This window comes from Clostridium lundense DSM 17049 (assembly GCF_000619945.1).
In the GTDB taxonomy this organism is placed as follows: Bacteria; Bacillota; Clostridia; order Clostridiales; family Clostridiaceae; genus Clostridium_AO; species Clostridium_AO lundense.
In genome coordinates this window covers 16303-31768 of the sequence record NZ_JHVC01000010.1, presented here as the reverse complement: position 1 = coordinate 31768, position 15466 = coordinate 16303, and the positions used below count along the sequence as shown (strand labels likewise).

The following is a 15466-nucleotide window of genomic DNA, read 5'->3' as shown; positions in this document are numbered from 1 at the left end:
CCATATTCTCTATATATTATTCTATTGCTTTTTTAACTACGTCAATTACAGTACCGTCTCTGTATTCAATTACAGCAACTATGTCATCTGTAGTCTTTATTGGTTCAGGTTTTCCAGTCATTTTTTCAGCAACTGCTTTTAACTCTTCTATAGTCATTACTGGAAGATTTGTTTCTTTTAATTTTTCAATTAAATCTGTTCTTCTTGGGTTTACAGCTATACCTCTTTCAGTTACTAAAACATCTATGCTTTCTCCTGGAGTAGTAACTGTAGTAACTGCATCCTTTATGATTGGAAGTCTTGCTTTTACAAGATTAGTTACTATTATAGCAAGTTTTGATCCTGCTGCAGTATCACTGTGTCCACCAGAACCACCCATGATAACTCCATCTGATCCAGTTGTAACATTAACGTTGAAGTTAGTGTCTATTTCTGTTGCACCAAGAATCATAACATCAAGATTATTTACAACTGATCCTTTATTATGTGGGTTACCATACATTGATGATGACATTGCCATGTGAGCTGGATTTTTCTTGTAAGATTCTATTGCTTTTAAGTCGAAGCACTGTACATCAAATATAGCTTTGAATAATCCTTCTTCAAACATATCTACTATATAGCCAGTTACTCCACCTGCTGCAAAGCTTCCAACTACTTCTTTGCTCTTCATTATTTCTTTTAATTCAGCTGCAACAGCAAGTGATGTTCCACCTGCTCCAGTCTGGAATGATATACCGTCTTTTACTAGACCTGAAGCTTCAATAACTTCAGCAGCCATCTTAGCTATTTTTAATCCTACAGGATCTTTTGTTATCTTAGTTGTACCAGAAACAATACCTGCTGGATTTCCGATAGAATCAACCTTTACAACATAATCAACAAAAGTCTGGTTAATATCTATTGGTGATGCTGGATATGGTACTAAGTTGTCAGTTATAGCGATAACTTTATCAGCATATTCTGCATCTGAAACAGCATATCCTATAGTACCACAAGCTGATGGTCCTTCAACTCCATTTAAGTTACCATATGTATCTGCTGTTGGTGCCGCAACAAATGCTACATCTATGTGTAAATCTCCACTTTCAATTGCTCTTGGTCTTCCACCATGAGTCATCATAACTGCTGGGTTCTTTAAGTATCCCTTTGAAATAGCTTCTGCTACAGGACCTGACATATAGTTTGCATATATTCCTGTAACCACTCCATTTTTCATGTATTCTACAAGTGGTTCATGAATTGGGAATATTGAACTTGCAGCTATTGTTATGTTTTTAATTCCTCTTTGAGCTATAGCATACATAACCATGTTAAGTATAAAGTCACCATTTCTTAAATGATGGTGGAAAGATATTGTCATCCCATCTTTTATTGCTACTTTATCTAAAGCTTCTTCAATGCTTGCTAAAACTTTACTTTCACCTGGTACTACACTCTGTACTTTAACTGCTTTTTTTTCTACAACTCCACAATTTGCAAAAGCACCTTCAAATGGCTTTACTTTACCGTAACCTTCTATAACTTCTGGTAGCTCTCTGCCAAGTACGTTTTTCATGTTAATCCCTCGCTTTATCATTTATATTACAAATTTAGTTTATTGAGATTATTTTAAAAGTCCTAATCTCTTAGCTAATTCTACTGTTGTAATTGCTCTGTTAATTACAGGAGCATCTATCATTTTTCCGTCTAAAGAGAATACTCCAAGTCCTTTAGCAAAAGCTTCATCTCTTGCTTCAAGTACTCTTACAGCATGCTTAATTTCAGCTTCAGTTGGATTATAAACTGAGTGAATTGTATCTATCTGTCTTGGATTTATAGAAGCCTTTCCTGTAAATCCAAGAGATTTAGCTTTTTCTGTATCAAGTCTTAATCCTTCATAATCGTTTGTATCAGTAAATGGAGTATCTATTGCATCAATTCTTGCTGCTCTACAAGCTGCTGCAAATCTGTTTCTTGCATAGAATATTTCATTACTTTCTTTTGTTCTCTTTATACCAAAATCAGAAGTTAAATCTTCCGCTCCAAGAAGTAATCCAACTAATCTCTTAGTTGCTGTAGCTGCTTCATAAACTGTTTCTAATCCATAAGCAGTTTCAATAAGTCCGAATAAGTTAATACTTCCTTTTTCGAATCCTTCTTCTTCCTCTACTTTAGTTATTATTGCATCAGCTTCTTGTAATTGTTCTCTTGTTGCTTTTGGTAATAATATAGTATCTGGTTTAACTCTTGCTATTGTCTCTAAATCTGTATGACCAAATTCTGTATCTAATGGATTTACTCTTACTACTAATTCAACGCCTGAATAGTCTAATGTTTTTATAGCACCACTAACTAATGCTCTAGCAGCGTCTTTCTCTGTTAAACTAACAGCATCTTCTAAGTCAAGTATTACAGCATCTGCTCCCAAAATTGGTGCATTCTGAAGCATTCCTGGGTTATTACCAGGCATAAATAACATAGTTCTTCTTAATGTTTTCATGAATTAATCACCTCAATTTTACATTTTAGATCAAGTTGTCTATTGTGTTATTACTGCGCTCTATTTACAGCAGTTTCTAATCTTGCTTTGATTGTATAATCAAGAGCTCCCTTATCCTGAGCCTGAATTTTAACTCCATCAAGTCCTAATTCTGCAGCTTTTTCAGTTAATACTTTACGTATTTGATCACCAAACTGTTTCATAACAATACTTTCAAGTTCTATTTCAACGCCTGCTTTATCATTTGGCATTACCATGATAAGAATATCGTTTGATTCTAGTGTTCCAGCTTTAGCTACTTTATTTATTTTCATTTTCTAAACCTTCCTTTCTAAAATCAACAATTGAAAACTGAAGATTTTAGAAATCTTCAGTCTCAATTATGGATTTGAATTACTTTAAGCTATCTAAATATGCTTGTTGTCCCATTTCGTATAAGTTATTTCCTTCACTATCTATAACAACTACAACTGGTAAATCTTCTACTTCTAATCTTCTTAAAGCTTCTGCGCCTAAGTCTTCATAGCAAACTATTTCAGCCTTTTTAACGGATCTTCCCATTAATGCAGCAGCTCCTCCAATTGCAGCAAAATAAACACCAGTATTTCTCTTTATAGCTTCTATAACTTCTTTTGATCTTAATCCTTTTCCGATCATTCCTTTTAATCCAACGTCAAGAAGTCTTGGAGCATATGGGTCCATTCTATAACTAGTAGTTGGACCTGCAGAACCTATTGGCTGTCCTGGCTTTGCTGGTGTTGGTCCAACATAGTATATGATTTGATCTTTTACATCTACTGGAAGTTTTTCTCCCTTATCTAATAAATCAACTAGTCTTTTATGACCAGCATCTCTTGATGTATATATAACTCCTGATAATAATACTGAATCTCCTGCTTTTAGATCCTTAACTTTTTCAGCAGTTAATGGAGTAGTTATTCTCTTTTCCATATTAGCACCCCCCTAAAATTCTACGCTCTTATGTCTTGTTACGTGACAGTTTATATTTACTGCTACAGGAAGTCCTGCTATGTGAGTAGCATAAGTTTCAATGTTAACAGCTATTGCTGTAGTAAGTCCTCCAAATCCTTGAGGTCCTATTCCTAATGAATTTATCATTTCTAATAATTCATTTTCAAGTTCAGCATAGAAAGGATTTGAATTTCTTTCATCTAATGGTCTCATTAAAGCTTTTTTAGCTAAATTAGCAGATCTATCAAAAGTTCCTCCTATACCAATACCTACAACTATTGGAGGACATGGGTTTGGACCTGCATCCTTTACAACTTTTATTACAAAGTCTTTAACACCTTGAAGGCCATCAGCAGGTTTTAACATTTTTTGCTGGCTCATATTTTCAGAACCGAATCCCTTTGGAGCAACAGTTATCTTTAACTTATCTCCTGGAACTATGTCATAGTAAATAACAGCTGGAGTATTATCCTTTGTATTTACTCTTTCAATTGGATCATTAACAACTGATTTTCTTAAATATCCTTCAGTATATCCCTGTCTTACACCTTCGTTGATTGCATCTTCAAGACTTCCACCTACAAGATGAACATCCTGTCCAATTTCAACGAATACACATGCCATTCCAGTGTCTTGGCAAGCTGGTCTATCTTCTTTATCAGCTATATCAACATTTTGTAATATTTTTTCGATTATACCTTTAGCCATTGGCCATTTTTCTTTATTGTTGTACTCTTCAAGCTTTGCTTTAACATCAGCAGGAAGTCTATAGTTAGCTTCTATACATAATTCTTTTATCGCTTTTGTTATCTCTGCAACATTTACTTCTTTCATATATGAATTATTTACCAAGCAAGTGTCGGTTTAATTCACTTGCCAGATAAATGCCTCCTTTCAAAATATTATTAATTAGCCATTTATATTGGAAAAGGCAGTTTAGAAGTAAACCGCCTTTTCAAAAACCTAAGTTGTATAACCTATATAATTATTTTCTTCTTCCTACAAGAGCTAATACTCTGTTCATTTCGTTTTTAACGATCATCATTCCTTCGTCAACACCCATACCTGGTTTAGCAAGAACCTGTCTAGCTCCACAAGCCATACCGATGTTAGTTGTAACTTCAGCGGATCTGTTAGTTTCGTTACAAGTTCCTCCACAGTAAGCTCCCATTCCGTTAGCTTTACAGTACATAATAGCATCTGCTATATTGTTAACTCCACCAAGGTCTGGAGTTTTGATCTGAACCATGTGTCCAGCTTTGTTATCAGTGAAGAATTTAACGTCATCAACTGTATTACACCATTCATCAGCAACTAATTCTACGTCTACTTTTCTTCCATCTAATTCAGCTCTTAAGTCTCTCATAGCTTCCATTTGTTTTTGTCTATCTTCAACGTCCATTGGTCCTTCAATTCTTAAGTGGAATGGAGCTGCTGCTTCAGCTAAAGTCTGGATGTAATCAGCCATAGCTTTGATGTTAACATCAAATGCAGCACCAATTGTTCCATATACGTCGATGTGGAATATTGGAGCGTAGTCTTCTCTTACTCTTAATTTGATTATTCTGTCTCTTAACCATTTAACGTACTCAAGAAGTTTTTCTCCCTTAAGTCCTAATTTTTCTTCAACATTGTTGATTAGAGCGTGTGGTAAAACGTCAGCTTCTTTGATTATCATCTTATCAACGTTGTCATATCTATCATCACCTGACTGAGCAAATACAGGAACTGCATTGATTTCTGCTCCAGCATTGTATTCATCTCTGATTACTTCAGCCATAGTTACTTTTCTAGTTTTAGCTACTGCATCAAGTATAGCCTGAGTTATACCGTATCTGATAGCAGTATGTAATCTGTTACCATTTACTTTTAAGCCATCAAATTCTTCTGCCATTGACTTAAAGTTAGTTATTTCTCTTCCAATTAATTTTGGAGCTATTTCTTTTTCTATAACAGGTATAAAATCTTTAGCTAAGAATAATGGATCTCTTCCGCCTGCTCCTGAGTACTGAACTGCAGCACAATCTCCGTGAGCAACCTGACCATCTTCAAGAACGAATAATACTGATATTGATTCACCCTTCTGTCTTACTTGAGTAAATCCTTCAGTTACAGTGGAGCCAGTGTATGTAAATCCATCATGTCCTGCTCCTTTTTTTATTGCTCTCTGGTCGTCAAAATAGAATCCAGTTAATCCTGGTGTACAAAGTACGTCAACAATTTTCATAATTATTCACCTGTCCTTTTTTTTTAATTTAATAACTAATTATTGTTATTATATATTTTAATCCACATTCATGCTAGCAGAATACTGCCAGCATTAAATGTGGTAATAAACAAGTTATATTAAATTATTAGTTTTCTGGTCTTCCGATAAGTCTTCCCTTACCTACTGCAAATATATCATCGATAACCATCTGGAAGCTAACATCTCTTCCTTCACATTTAGCTCTTTCAGCTAATTTTTCTCTGTTGAAGTTCTTTAATTCTTCAGTAAATGGAACATTACCGAATTCTAAGTATCTTACGCATCCTAAGTTATCTCTTACTGGTAACATTTTACCAGCATTGTATTTGCTTGGTCCGAAAGGTATATCCATAACACCAGTTTCGAATGCTTTAACAGTACCTACTGCTAAATCACCTTTTCCTAATTCAAACATTTTGTCAAGTATACACTTAGTTTCAGCCTTAATTATAGCCATTTCAGTTTCTAAGTCTTTTGACATTGGCATTCTCTGTCCTTCTAACATGTTTAATGCCATCTTTGTAGCTTTGATACCTGAAGCGTTAGCTTCTTTTGTTGGGATACCAATAGCTTCGTGTGGAGTCTTAACTATAACTTTAGTTGCTCCAGCTAATGCTGCTATAGTTGTAGCTGTAACTATAACACCAAATGCTTTGGATTCATCCTGAGGGAATCCACCCATCCACTGATGGAATACTGTTGTTACGTATACATCATTGTATCCGTAAGCTTTTAAGTATTCATTTGTCTGTTCTTCTAATGATCTTAATGCAGCTATATCCTGGATCATGTTTCCACATTCACCATATCCAACAGTGATGTTTTTAACTCCCTGTTCTGCTGCAAGTAAAGCTTCTGTAATTGCAACTGCGTTTGACATTGATGGTGGTACAAGTGTTCCAGTTAATGGTCCGAATGGTTCTCTGTTTATATGAACTCCTTGTTCTTCATAGAAACCAACAAGTCTATCGCAGTACTGCCAATCTTTTAAACACTTATCGATTGGAACTGACTTAGCGTATGGTATATTGTAGGAGATACCGCCTCCTTCATTTGAAGTCCATCCACCAGCATGAATTATTTCAGCAAGTAATCTTGAATCTGGTGTACCATGTCTAGCCTGTAGTGGTAAGTTTACTGATTCTAAAACTTTTCTACAGCCCTTAACACCATGGTTAACTCCTGGGAAACCATTTAATAATGATCTTCCAGCTTTTTCACTTTCTTTTATACCAATTTCACATTCTTCGTATCTGTTCTGTCTTGTATATGCATCAATTGTTGAAGGTAGTAAATCTGCGCCACCTTCATCCTGTAAAAATCTTAATAAAGTAATGTGTTCATCAAGTAATGCAACACCTGCTCTTGGCTGAGCTAAAGTTATTCCTGCTTCTTTTGCTCTAACTAATTTATCAGCAAAGTTCTTTTCTGTTGGCACTTTCTTTAAGTAATCTACAGCTTCCTGTAAATCTACTTCCTTACCTGTTGGCCATTGGCTTAATACTTCTTCTCTTTGTTTAAAAAACTCTTCATCTGTCCATCTTTTATTTCTAAGTTCCACTGAAATTCCCTCCTATCAAATATTAACTAACTTTAACTAAATACTTTTTCATGATTCTAACTGCTTTATCTGGAAGATCTTCTGCTAAAAGACCCATTGCAGATAATATATATGTCTTATCTATATAGCATTCTGGATGTTGTGGCTTTAAATGTGTAGGGTCAGCTGCATCAAATGTTCCTGCTTTTAATATTTCTCCTGGGTTCTTACTATGAACTAGTACTCCTCCAGTTCCTATTAAGCACTTAACATCTAACAAATCTTTACCTACCTGACTATATACAACTCCCATAGGAGTATACATACTTTCTATAACACCAACATGTCTTTCTAAAGCCATGTCTGTTGCTACTTTAGCCATAGCCTCATCAAATTTAATTTCTTCTTCTGTTTGAGGCACCATTTTTATATGTTCAGATCTATATTTACAAGAAGCTTCCACATCTATGCTTTTATCACATAAATATTTTTGAACCTTTCTTGTTCCTGCTGCTTCCCATAAAGAAACTGCAGAATATCTCATCCCTAAGTCACCCTCAACAGTTCTCTTTGCAAAAGGTTCTTCAAGGCCTCTTAATGTAACTCCAGGCTTAGATGGTTCACCATCTGCAAGAGAGTGTATATCAGTAGTAGCACCACCAATATCCACTACTATTAAATCTCCAATACCTTCTTCTTTATCAGTTCCCTCTGCTAATGCTCTAGCTGCTTTTAAAACTGCTGCTGGAGTAGGCATAAGAATTCCATTAATAAAGTTTTCAGCATCGTTCATCCCTTTTGCTTCTACAATTCTTTTCATAAATATTTGTCTTATTTCTTCTCTAGCAGGCTCTACATTTAAAACATTTAGTTTTGGCATTACATTATCTGTAACTCTGTAGAATATACCTGCATTATCAAATATTTCTGATATTTCATCACTAGCTACTTTATTTCCTGCTACAACTACTGGAAGTTTAACTCCATGATCAGCTAGCATTTTTGCATTATGAATTATACATTCTTTATTTCCACCATCTGTACCACCTGCTAAAAGTATTATATCCAAGTTAGATTTTTTTATTTCTTCAATTTCTCTACTAGTTAAATCATAACTATATACATTTAATACCCTAGCTCCTGCTCCAAGAGCAGCTCTCTTTGCAGCTTCTGCTGTAAGTTCTGGTACAAGACCGATGGCTATCATCTTTAATCCACCTGCCGCTGATGAACAAGCTAATTTTTTTACAAAGTTTACATCTTTGTCTTTAAGCTGTTCTGTAAGTTTTTCATAAGCTTTATTAAAGCCTATCATTATGTCAGTTTCTACTGTTGTAATATCCTTTGCTGTAGCTAATATTTCTTCATTTTCTATATCTACTGCAGTAAGTTTTGTATAGGTGCTACCAAAATCTAAAAGTAAATAAGCATCCACCCTAATCAACTCCTAATTTAGGCAATACAGTAGCCTTTAGTTAAATTATTTTATTCCTAAAACTTCTTTCATATCAGCTATTGTTGTTTCTGGAGATGTTCCTGGTGGATATACTCTATCAAATCCCATTGCTTTAAATCTCTGTTCAACATCTGGCCAGTTTTGTTTACCAACAACGATGTTTCCACCAACAAATAATTTTATTCCTTTAAGTCCTGCTTCATCACATTTTTCTCTTAAGCCTTTGCAGTCAATTTCACCCTGTCCATATAGTGAAGAAACACAGATAAGTTCTGCTTTAGTTTCTATAGCTGCATTTATAAAGTCTTCCTGTGATGATAAAACTCCTATGTTAATAACATTGAAGCCTGCATTTGTAAATGAGTGGTCTAATATTTTGTTACCAACTGCATGACAGTCTGAACCAATAACTCCAAGAACAATAGTCTTTTTCTCCATTTCTAAAACCTCCTAGATAATTTATATATATAAAATTTATATATCTATCATAAGTTATTTTGAATATTTGATTTCTAGCAACTTAGATTTTAGGGCCTTTACAGATCCATCATCTAAACTATATAAAAAATTTATAATTTGCTTTTTCCCATTGTTAATCTCATTAATGTCTTTATATCTTCCTGGTGAAGCTATTATCACATCAGACATTTCTATTATATTCTTTAATTCTTCTTTATCAAATGAATTTGTATATTCAATATTTATGTTGCCTAATCCAGCACTTTCTAATGCGTCTCTCACCTTAAATTTAAATTCTTCAGATATACACACAAAATAGAACCTAGTTTCCATAGGGAACCTAGCAATTCTCACTATGGTTTCTAAATCCGGTGTAATAGCAACTCCTAATACTTTCTTGTTAAAACTTCTTGTAAGCCTTCTAACTTCATTTACATGATTAAAGGTGGTTATTATTATTTGTGACTTTTCTAACAATTCTTCTGTGTCTTTATCCATATCCTTTAAATCGTTTACTGTCAGAGGCACAAAATTTATATTAGTTCTGTCTTTTAGCTGAGTTGCAAATATCTTCGATTGTTCTATATTGCATTCAATATAGATACCACTTATTTCATTAATTAGCTTTCTTTTTTCTTCAATTGTTTCTGTAACAACTTCTAAAAATTCGTCTGCATCTACACCAGCTTCTATAGCCTCTTCAAAAGCCAAATCAACAAATTTCTTTATTTTTTCCCTTATATTTTCATCTTTCCACAACTTGACTTCTTCGGCTACAAAAGTACCTTTCCCTTGGTAAGATTTAAGCACTCCTTCTTGTTCAAGTTCTCGATAAGCTGTACTAACTGTATTCCTGCTTACCTTGAGCTCTCCTGATAATTCTCTTTCTGTTGGCATTTTAAATCCTACTTTGAGAGATCCATCCTTAATCAAGTCCATTATTTGTTTTTTTAACTGTAAATATAAAGGGACTTTATTACCTTTATCTATTACAATCTGAATATGAATCACTCCCAAAGCTTAAAAGCTAAATTGATTAATGGACTAATCCATTGATCAATTTAATAATATCATAACCTATTTATAACATCAATATGTTTTTTCAAAAACATAAAATTTTTTTAAGTTTTTGTCATTTCATATATAAATTTATCGCAAAAGTAAAAAGTATATTACTCTTTGTACTCATTTTCAAAGTATTCTTTAACTGATTGTGTTATAATTTTAGCTATTTTCTGCTGGTATCCTATATCCTTTAATTTTTGTTCTTCCATAGGATTTGATAAAAATCCACACTCAACTATAACAGAAGGTATATCATCACCATTTCTTAATATCTTATAATCATTATTAGCTGGTTTTTCTAATCTTTTATTTGTTTCATCTAAATGCAATTTAAAATTGGACTGAATTAAGGAAGCTAACTTTTTGCTATATTCATTGCTAGAATACCATACTTGTGCTCCATAATACTTGCTTTCTGGAAACATATTTAAATGTATGCTTATAAAAGCATTACAATTGGATTCTTTTTTCATCTTCCATCTATTATATAAGTCTGCTCTTTTTCTTTCTCTAATTTTTCCCTTATCGTCATCACATAACCATTTATCCTCTTCCCTTGTCATTATAACATTAAATCCACTTTTCTTTAATTCATCTCTTAATTTTAAACTAATACTTAAATTTATATCTTTTTCCAGAGTTCCACTTCTAGATACAGCTCCTCCATCCATGCCTCCATGGCCTGGATCAATTAAAATAACCTTTGCATTGTTTTTATTTGTATCCTTTTTATCTGCTAACACATCTTTACCCATAAAAGCATATAAAACTGACATAACAATTAATAAGAATAAAATAAACCTTTTTTTATAATTGTTCAAAAAATTCACCTCCTTTTTTCTCTCTATATTGTTCTCATTTACACTAAATTTTATTAATTTTTTTTATATAAAAAAAAAGAGAGGGTATCCCTCTCTTTCCCACTATCTCTTTGAGAACTGTGGTGCTCTTCTAGCCTTTTTAAGACCGTATTTCTTTCTTTCCTTCATTCTTGGATCTCTTGTTAAGAATCCTGCTTTCTTTAATTCTGGCTTTAAACTTTCATCTGCTTTTAGTAATGCTCTTGAAACACCATGTCTTATAGCTCCTGCCTGACCAGTGTATCCACCACCATGAACATTTACTAGAACATCAAATTTTTCCTTAGTTCCAGTTAAAACTAGTGGCTGATTAACGATAACTCTTAAAGTTTCTAATCCAAAATAACTTTCTATATCTCTTTTATTTATAACTACTTTACCTTCACCTGGTACAAGTCTTACTCTAGCAATAGCTTTCTTTCTTCTACCAGTTCCAAAATACTGAACTTTTGCCATTTTTCTTCCTCCTTCTTCCAGCTCTACCTATTAATATTTTAATTCTAATACTTCAGGTTTCTGAGCTTCGTGGTTATGTTCTGTTCCCTTATATACTTTTAGCTTTTTAAGCATATCTCTTCCAAGAACTCCCTTTGGAAGCATTCTTCTAACTGCTTCCTGGAAAACGAATTCTGGTTTCTTAGCTAAAGCTTCTCTGTATGGAGTTTCTTTTAATCCACCTGGATATAATGAATGATGTCTTAACATCTTCTGGTCTAATTTCTTACCAGTTAACGCTACTTTATCAGCGTTAATTACTATTACGAAATCACCTGTATCTACATGTGGTGTAAATATAGGTTTATTTTTTCCTCTTAATATTGATGCAACCTGACTTGCTACTCTTCCTAATGGCTTTCCAGCAGCATCTACAACATACCATTTTCTTTCTACTTCTTGTGGTTTTGCAATGTATGATTTCATCTTTTTCCCTCCTTGAACTATTGACATAACAAACTTTCGTTCTATATAAAGATCCGGGGCTAGTGGATCTTTTATACTTTAAAATACAAACATTTATATTATAATACAAGCAGCCTGGCGTGTCAATAAAAAACTTCATCTAAACATAGCCCTCTTGCTGGAGCTGATGCTCCTGCTTTCTGCCTGTTTTTAGCCTCTAATATAGTAATAATATCTTCTGGCTTCTTTTTACCAATTCCAACTTCTATTAAAGTACCAACTATTATTCTTACCATATTGTATAAGAAACCATCCCCTAAAATACTGAAAACTACCAAGTCTTCAACTGAATACAATTTCGCATCAATTATAGTTCTAACAGATGTTTTAACACTGCTGCCTGAACTCTTAAATGAAGTAAAATCATGTTTTCCAATTAAATATTGAGCAGCTTTATTCATACTTTCTATATCTAATTTATTTTTATAATGATAGGTATAGTTACGTAATATTGGTGATGGCCATTCCTTATTCAAAATATTATATATATATCTTTTACCTATACAATTATATCGAGCATGAAAATTTTTATCTACTTCCTGGGAATCTTGTATTATTATATCATCTGGTAGTAATCTATTTATAACATACTTAAATTTATCACCTGGTATCTTACTATCAGTATTAAAATTCGCTACAAAACCTTTTGCATGAACTCCAGCATCTGTTCTACTACAGCCTATTACTGCTATCTTTTCTCCAGTGATTTCATTTAAACATCCTTCTATAGTTCCTTGAATTGTTCTTATATTATTACCAGCCTGCTTTTGCCAACCAGAATAATCTGTCCCATCATATTCAACTAACAGTTTTATATTTTTCATTATATATATCTACTCCATACTGATAAACCTACTAAAGTTATTACGATTAATGAGGCAGTAAAATCTCTACCTGTTAGTTTTAGCTGTTTCATTCTGGTTCTGCCTTCTCCACCTCTATAGCACCTTGCTTCCATAGCCATGGCCAATTCATCCGCTCTTCTAAAAGAACTTATAAATAATGGTACAAGAAGTGGTATTAAATTCTTAGCTCTTTGAATAATATTTCCAGATTCAAAATCAGCTCCTCTTGCCATTTGAGCCTTCATAATTTTATCTGTCTCATCCATAAGCGTAGGAATAAACCTTAATGCAATAGTCATCATCATAGCTAGTTCATGAGCTGGTACTCCTATTCCCCTTAAAGGATTTAAGAGTTTCTCTATACCATCTGTAAGTTCTATAGGTGATGTAGTTAAAGTAAGAAGCGATGTACCAATAATCAAAAAAACTAATCTTATAACCATAAATATTGCTAGTTTTAATCCCTCTTCATATATAGTAATAAATTTCCACTGAAATATTATTTTGCCCCCACTTGTCATGAAGACATTTAATATAGCTGTAATAATTATCAATATAAAAATAGGTTTAAGACCTCTATAGATGAATTTTAAAGGAACTTTAGATACCGCTATAGCAGTTAGAGTAAATATTGTTATAAATATGTATCCTATAAAATTGTTTATAATAAATAAATCTATAATGAATATTAAAGATATTAATATTTTTATTCTTGGGTCAAGTTTATGTACAAAGGAATCACCCGGTATATATTGTCCTAATGTAATATCTTTAATCATCTATATGCTCTCCTAACAATTATCTTTGATTTTTGTATTTCCAAATAATTTATTTCTTTAATACCTTTAGTAACTCTTTCTTAGCTTGCTCTATAGTAAATATATCCCCTGATATATTAAAACCTTTATCTCTTAATTTTTTTGTTAAATAAGTTACCTGTGGTACAGCTAATCCTACACTTTCTAAAGTGTCTATCTCTCTGAAAATATTTATAGGTTCCCCATCTAATATGCATTTTCCATGATGCATTACAAGTATTCTAGAAGCTAACTTAGCAACATCCTCCATGCTATGGGAAACTAATATAATAGTCATATTATATTCTCTATGAAGATCTGATATATTACTTAATATATCATCTCTACCCTTTGGATCTAATCCAGCAGTAGGTTCATCTAGTATAAGAACTTGTGGTTCCATTGCTACTACACCTGCAATAGCAACTCTTCTTTTTTGTCCCCCACTTAGTTCAAATGGGGATTTATCTTTATACTTTTCATAATCTAAACCTACAATATTCATAGCTCTCTTTATTCTAGAACTTATCTCTTCTTCACTTAATCCCAAATTCTTAGGTCCAAATGCAATATCCTTTTCAATTGTTTCTTCAAAAAGCTGATATTCAGGATATTGGAATACAAGACCAACTTTCTTTCTTATAGCTGATAATTTTACATTCTTACTAGTTATATCTACATTATCAATTATAATTTTACCCGAATCTGGCTTAAGTAATCCGTTTATATGCTGTATTAGAGTAGATTTTCCTGAACCAGTATGACCTATTAATGCAATAAATTCTCCATCTTTTATCTCTAGTGTAACATTATCTATTGCTTTTTTTTCAAAGGGGGTCCCCTTCATATATATATGGGTTAAATTCTCTATTTTAATCGACATAATGCATCCACCATCTCATCAATAGTTAATATATCAGAAGTTATATCTATTCCTTCTTTTTGAAGTTCATAAGCTAATTCTGTTACCTGAGGTACATCGAGGCCTATTTCTTTCATAGTACCTACATTACTAAATATTTCTCTTGGTGATCCTTCTATAACTACTTTGCCTGTATCCATTACAACAATTCTATCTGCCTTAACCGCTTCTTCCATATAATGAGTAATTAATACTATAGTTATACCATACTTTTTATTTAATTCTCTTATTGTTCTTATTACTTCTTTTCTTCCAGATGGATCTAACATAGCTGTTGGTTCATCAAAAATAATACATTTTGGCATCATAGCTAAAACACCAGCTATAGCAACTCTTTGCTTCTGTCCACCAGATAATAGGTGAGGTGCATGCTTTTTATACTCATCCATATTTACTCTCTTTAATGAATCATCAACTCTTCTTCTTATTTCATTTGGTTCTATCCCAAGATTTTCTGGACCAAACGCAACATCTTCCTCTACTATTGTTGCTACAATTTGATTATCTGGGTTTTGAAATACCATACCTGCATTATTTCTAATATTCCATACATTTTCCTGAAGTGATGTATCCATTCCATCTACATAGACTTTTCCTTCTGTAGGAATTATAAGTGCATTCATATGCTTAGCTATTGTAGACTTTCCTGAACCATTTCTCCCTAATATTACAACAAATTCGCCTTTTTCTATGTCTATTGATACATTATCTATTGCTAATTTATATGTACCTTCATTACTATCTTCATATTTGTACACTACATCCCTACATTCAATCATTTTTTTATCCATTTAAACACCTCGTAATGATTGACAGTATATTAAAATGGGGACTAAGCTATGTCTTTACTTAATCCCCTA

At 32.9% G+C, this 15466-nt stretch carries 17 protein-coding genes; all 17 read right to left on the bottom strand.

The window, feature by feature from the left end; translation table 11 throughout:
• Positions 1–16: 16 nt before the first annotated feature.
• Complete coding sequence (gene citF, locus T514_RS0112710) at positions 17–1558, bottom strand: citrate lyase subunit alpha (RefSeq protein WP_027625123.1); 1542 nt, start codon at positions 1556–1558, stop codon at positions 17–19.
• 48 nt (positions 1559–1606) lie between these two features.
• On the bottom strand, positions 1607–2482 hold the full coding sequence (locus tag T514_RS0112705) for an HpcH/HpaI aldolase/citrate lyase family protein (RefSeq protein ID WP_027625122.1): 876 nt from the start codon (positions 2480–2482) through the stop codon (positions 1607–1609).
• 50 nt (positions 2483–2532) lie between these two features.
• Positions 2533–2796, bottom strand: a complete 264-nt coding sequence (citD, locus tag T514_RS0112700) for a citrate lyase acyl carrier protein (RefSeq protein WP_027625121.1) — start codon at positions 2794–2796, stop codon at positions 2533–2535.
• Between the two features lie 79 nt (positions 2797–2875).
• Positions 2876–3433: a Fe-S-containing hydro-lyase gene (locus T514_RS0112695; protein ID WP_027625120.1), complete on the bottom strand. Its 558-nt coding sequence runs from the start codon at positions 3431–3433 to the stop codon at positions 2876–2878.
• A 12-nt stretch (positions 3434–3445) separates the two neighbouring features.
• On the bottom strand, positions 3446–4288 hold the full coding sequence (locus T514_RS0112690; protein WP_027625119.1) for a fumarate hydratase: 843 nt from the start codon (positions 4286–4288) through the stop codon (positions 3446–3448).
• Positions 4289–4439: 151 nt separating this feature from the next.
• Positions 4440–5681 carry a methylaspartate ammonia-lyase gene (locus T514_RS0112685; RefSeq protein ID WP_027625118.1) on the bottom strand — a complete coding sequence of 414 codons (1242 nt, stop codon included), beginning with the start codon at positions 5679–5681 and terminating at the stop codon, positions 4440–4442.
• A gap of 127 nt (positions 5682–5808) precedes the next feature.
• The gene (locus tag T514_RS0112680) at positions 5809–7263 is read right to left on the bottom strand and encodes a methylaspartate mutase subunit E (RefSeq protein ID WP_027625117.1); all 1455 of its coding nucleotides are present in this window, start codon (positions 7261–7263) and stop codon (positions 5809–5811) included.
• A gap of 22 nt (positions 7264–7285) precedes the next feature.
• Positions 7286–8677, bottom strand: a complete 1392-nt coding sequence (gene glmL, locus T514_RS0112675) for a methylaspartate mutase accessory protein GlmL (protein WP_027625116.1) — start codon at positions 8675–8677, stop codon at positions 7286–7288.
• Between the two features lie 45 nt (positions 8678–8722).
• A complete protein-coding gene (glmS, locus tag T514_RS0112670; RefSeq protein ID WP_027625115.1) occupies positions 8723–9136 on the bottom strand; it encodes a methylaspartate mutase subunit S in 414 nt (137 codons plus the stop codon).
• A gap of 54 nt (positions 9137–9190) precedes the next feature.
• On the bottom strand, positions 9191–10168 hold the full coding sequence (locus tag T514_RS0112665) for a GntR family transcriptional regulator (RefSeq protein ID WP_027625114.1): 978 nt from the start codon (positions 10166–10168) through the stop codon (positions 9191–9193).
• 161 nt (positions 10169–10329) lie between these two features.
• The gene (gene cwlD, locus T514_RS0112660; protein ID WP_423219355.1) at positions 10330–11043 is read right to left on the bottom strand and encodes an N-acetylmuramoyl-L-alanine amidase CwlD; all 714 of its coding nucleotides are present in this window, start codon (positions 11041–11043) and stop codon (positions 10330–10332) included.
• 102 nt (positions 11044–11145) lie between these two features.
• Entirely contained in the window at positions 11146–11538 is a 393-nt protein-coding gene (gene rpsI, locus T514_RS0112655) for a 30S ribosomal protein S9 (protein WP_027625112.1), read from the bottom strand.
• 30 nt (positions 11539–11568) lie between these two features.
• On the bottom strand, positions 11569–12003 hold the full coding sequence (gene rplM / locus T514_RS0112650; RefSeq protein ID WP_027625111.1) for a 50S ribosomal protein L13: 435 nt from the start codon (positions 12001–12003) through the stop codon (positions 11569–11571).
• Between the two features lie 122 nt (positions 12004–12125).
• Positions 12126–12866: a tRNA pseudouridine(38-40) synthase TruA gene (truA, locus tag T514_RS0112645; protein ID WP_027625110.1), complete on the bottom strand. Its 741-nt coding sequence runs from the start codon at positions 12864–12866 to the stop codon at positions 12126–12128.
• On the bottom strand, positions 12866–13666 hold the full coding sequence (locus T514_RS0112640; protein WP_027625109.1) for an energy-coupling factor transporter transmembrane component T family protein: 801 nt from the start codon (positions 13664–13666) through the stop codon (positions 12866–12868). Before T514_RS0112640 ends, truA begins: the two co-directional genes overlap by 1 nt.
• 49 nt (positions 13667–13715) lie before the next feature.
• Positions 13716–14567 carry an energy-coupling factor transporter ATPase gene (locus tag T514_RS0112635; RefSeq protein ID WP_027625108.1) on the bottom strand — a complete coding sequence of 284 codons (852 nt, stop codon included), beginning with the start codon at positions 14565–14567 and terminating at the stop codon, positions 13716–13718.
• Positions 14552–15397 carry an energy-coupling factor transporter ATPase gene (locus T514_RS0112630; protein WP_027625107.1) on the bottom strand — a complete coding sequence of 282 codons (846 nt, stop codon included), beginning with the start codon at positions 15395–15397 and terminating at the stop codon, positions 14552–14554. Before T514_RS0112630 ends, T514_RS0112635 begins: the two co-directional genes overlap by 16 nt.
• Positions 15398–15466: the final 69 nt, after the last annotated feature.

Coding starts and splice junctions, on each gene's coding strand:
- T514_RS0112690 (WP_027625119.1), bottom strand. CDS start 4,288: ATGAAAGAAGTAAATGTTGCAGAGATAACAAAAGCGATAAAAGAATTA.
- T514_RS0112705 (WP_027625122.1), bottom strand. CDS start 2,482: ATGAAAACATTAAGAAGAACTATGTTATTTATGCCTGGTAATAACCCA.
- glmS (WP_027625115.1), bottom strand. CDS start 9,136: ATGGAGAAAAAGACTATTGTTCTTGGAGTTATTGGTTCAGACTGTCAT.
- T514_RS0112635 (WP_027625108.1), bottom strand. CDS start 14,567: ATGTCGATTAAAATAGAGAATTTAACCCATATATATATGAAGGGGACC.
- truA (WP_027625110.1), bottom strand. CDS start 12,866: ATGAAAAATATAAAACTGTTAGTTGAATATGATGGGACAGATTATTCT.
- citD (WP_027625121.1), bottom strand. CDS start 2,796: ATGAAAATAAATAAAGTAGCTAAAGCTGGAACACTAGAATCAAACGAT.
- rplM (WP_027625111.1), bottom strand. CDS start 12,003: ATGAAATCATACATTGCAAAACCACAAGAAGTAGAAAGAAAATGGTAT.
- rpsI (WP_027625112.1), bottom strand. CDS start 11,538: ATGGCAAAAGTTCAGTATTTTGGAACTGGTAGAAGAAAGAAAGCTATT.
- T514_RS0112695 (WP_027625120.1), bottom strand. CDS start 3,433: ATGGAAAAGAGAATAACTACTCCATTAACTGCTGAAAAAGTTAAGGAT.
- citF (WP_027625123.1), bottom strand. CDS start 1,558: ATGAAAAACGTACTTGGCAGAGAGCTACCAGAAGTTATAGAAGGTTAC.
- T514_RS0112685 (WP_027625118.1), bottom strand. CDS start 5,681: ATGAAAATTGTTGACGTACTTTGTACACCAGGATTAACTGGATTCTAT.
- T514_RS0112630 (WP_027625107.1), bottom strand. CDS start 15,397: ATGGATAAAAAAATGATTGAATGTAGGGATGTAGTGTACAAATATGAA.
- T514_RS0112640 (WP_027625109.1), bottom strand. CDS start 13,666: ATGATTAAAGATATTACATTAGGACAATATATACCGGGTGATTCCTTT.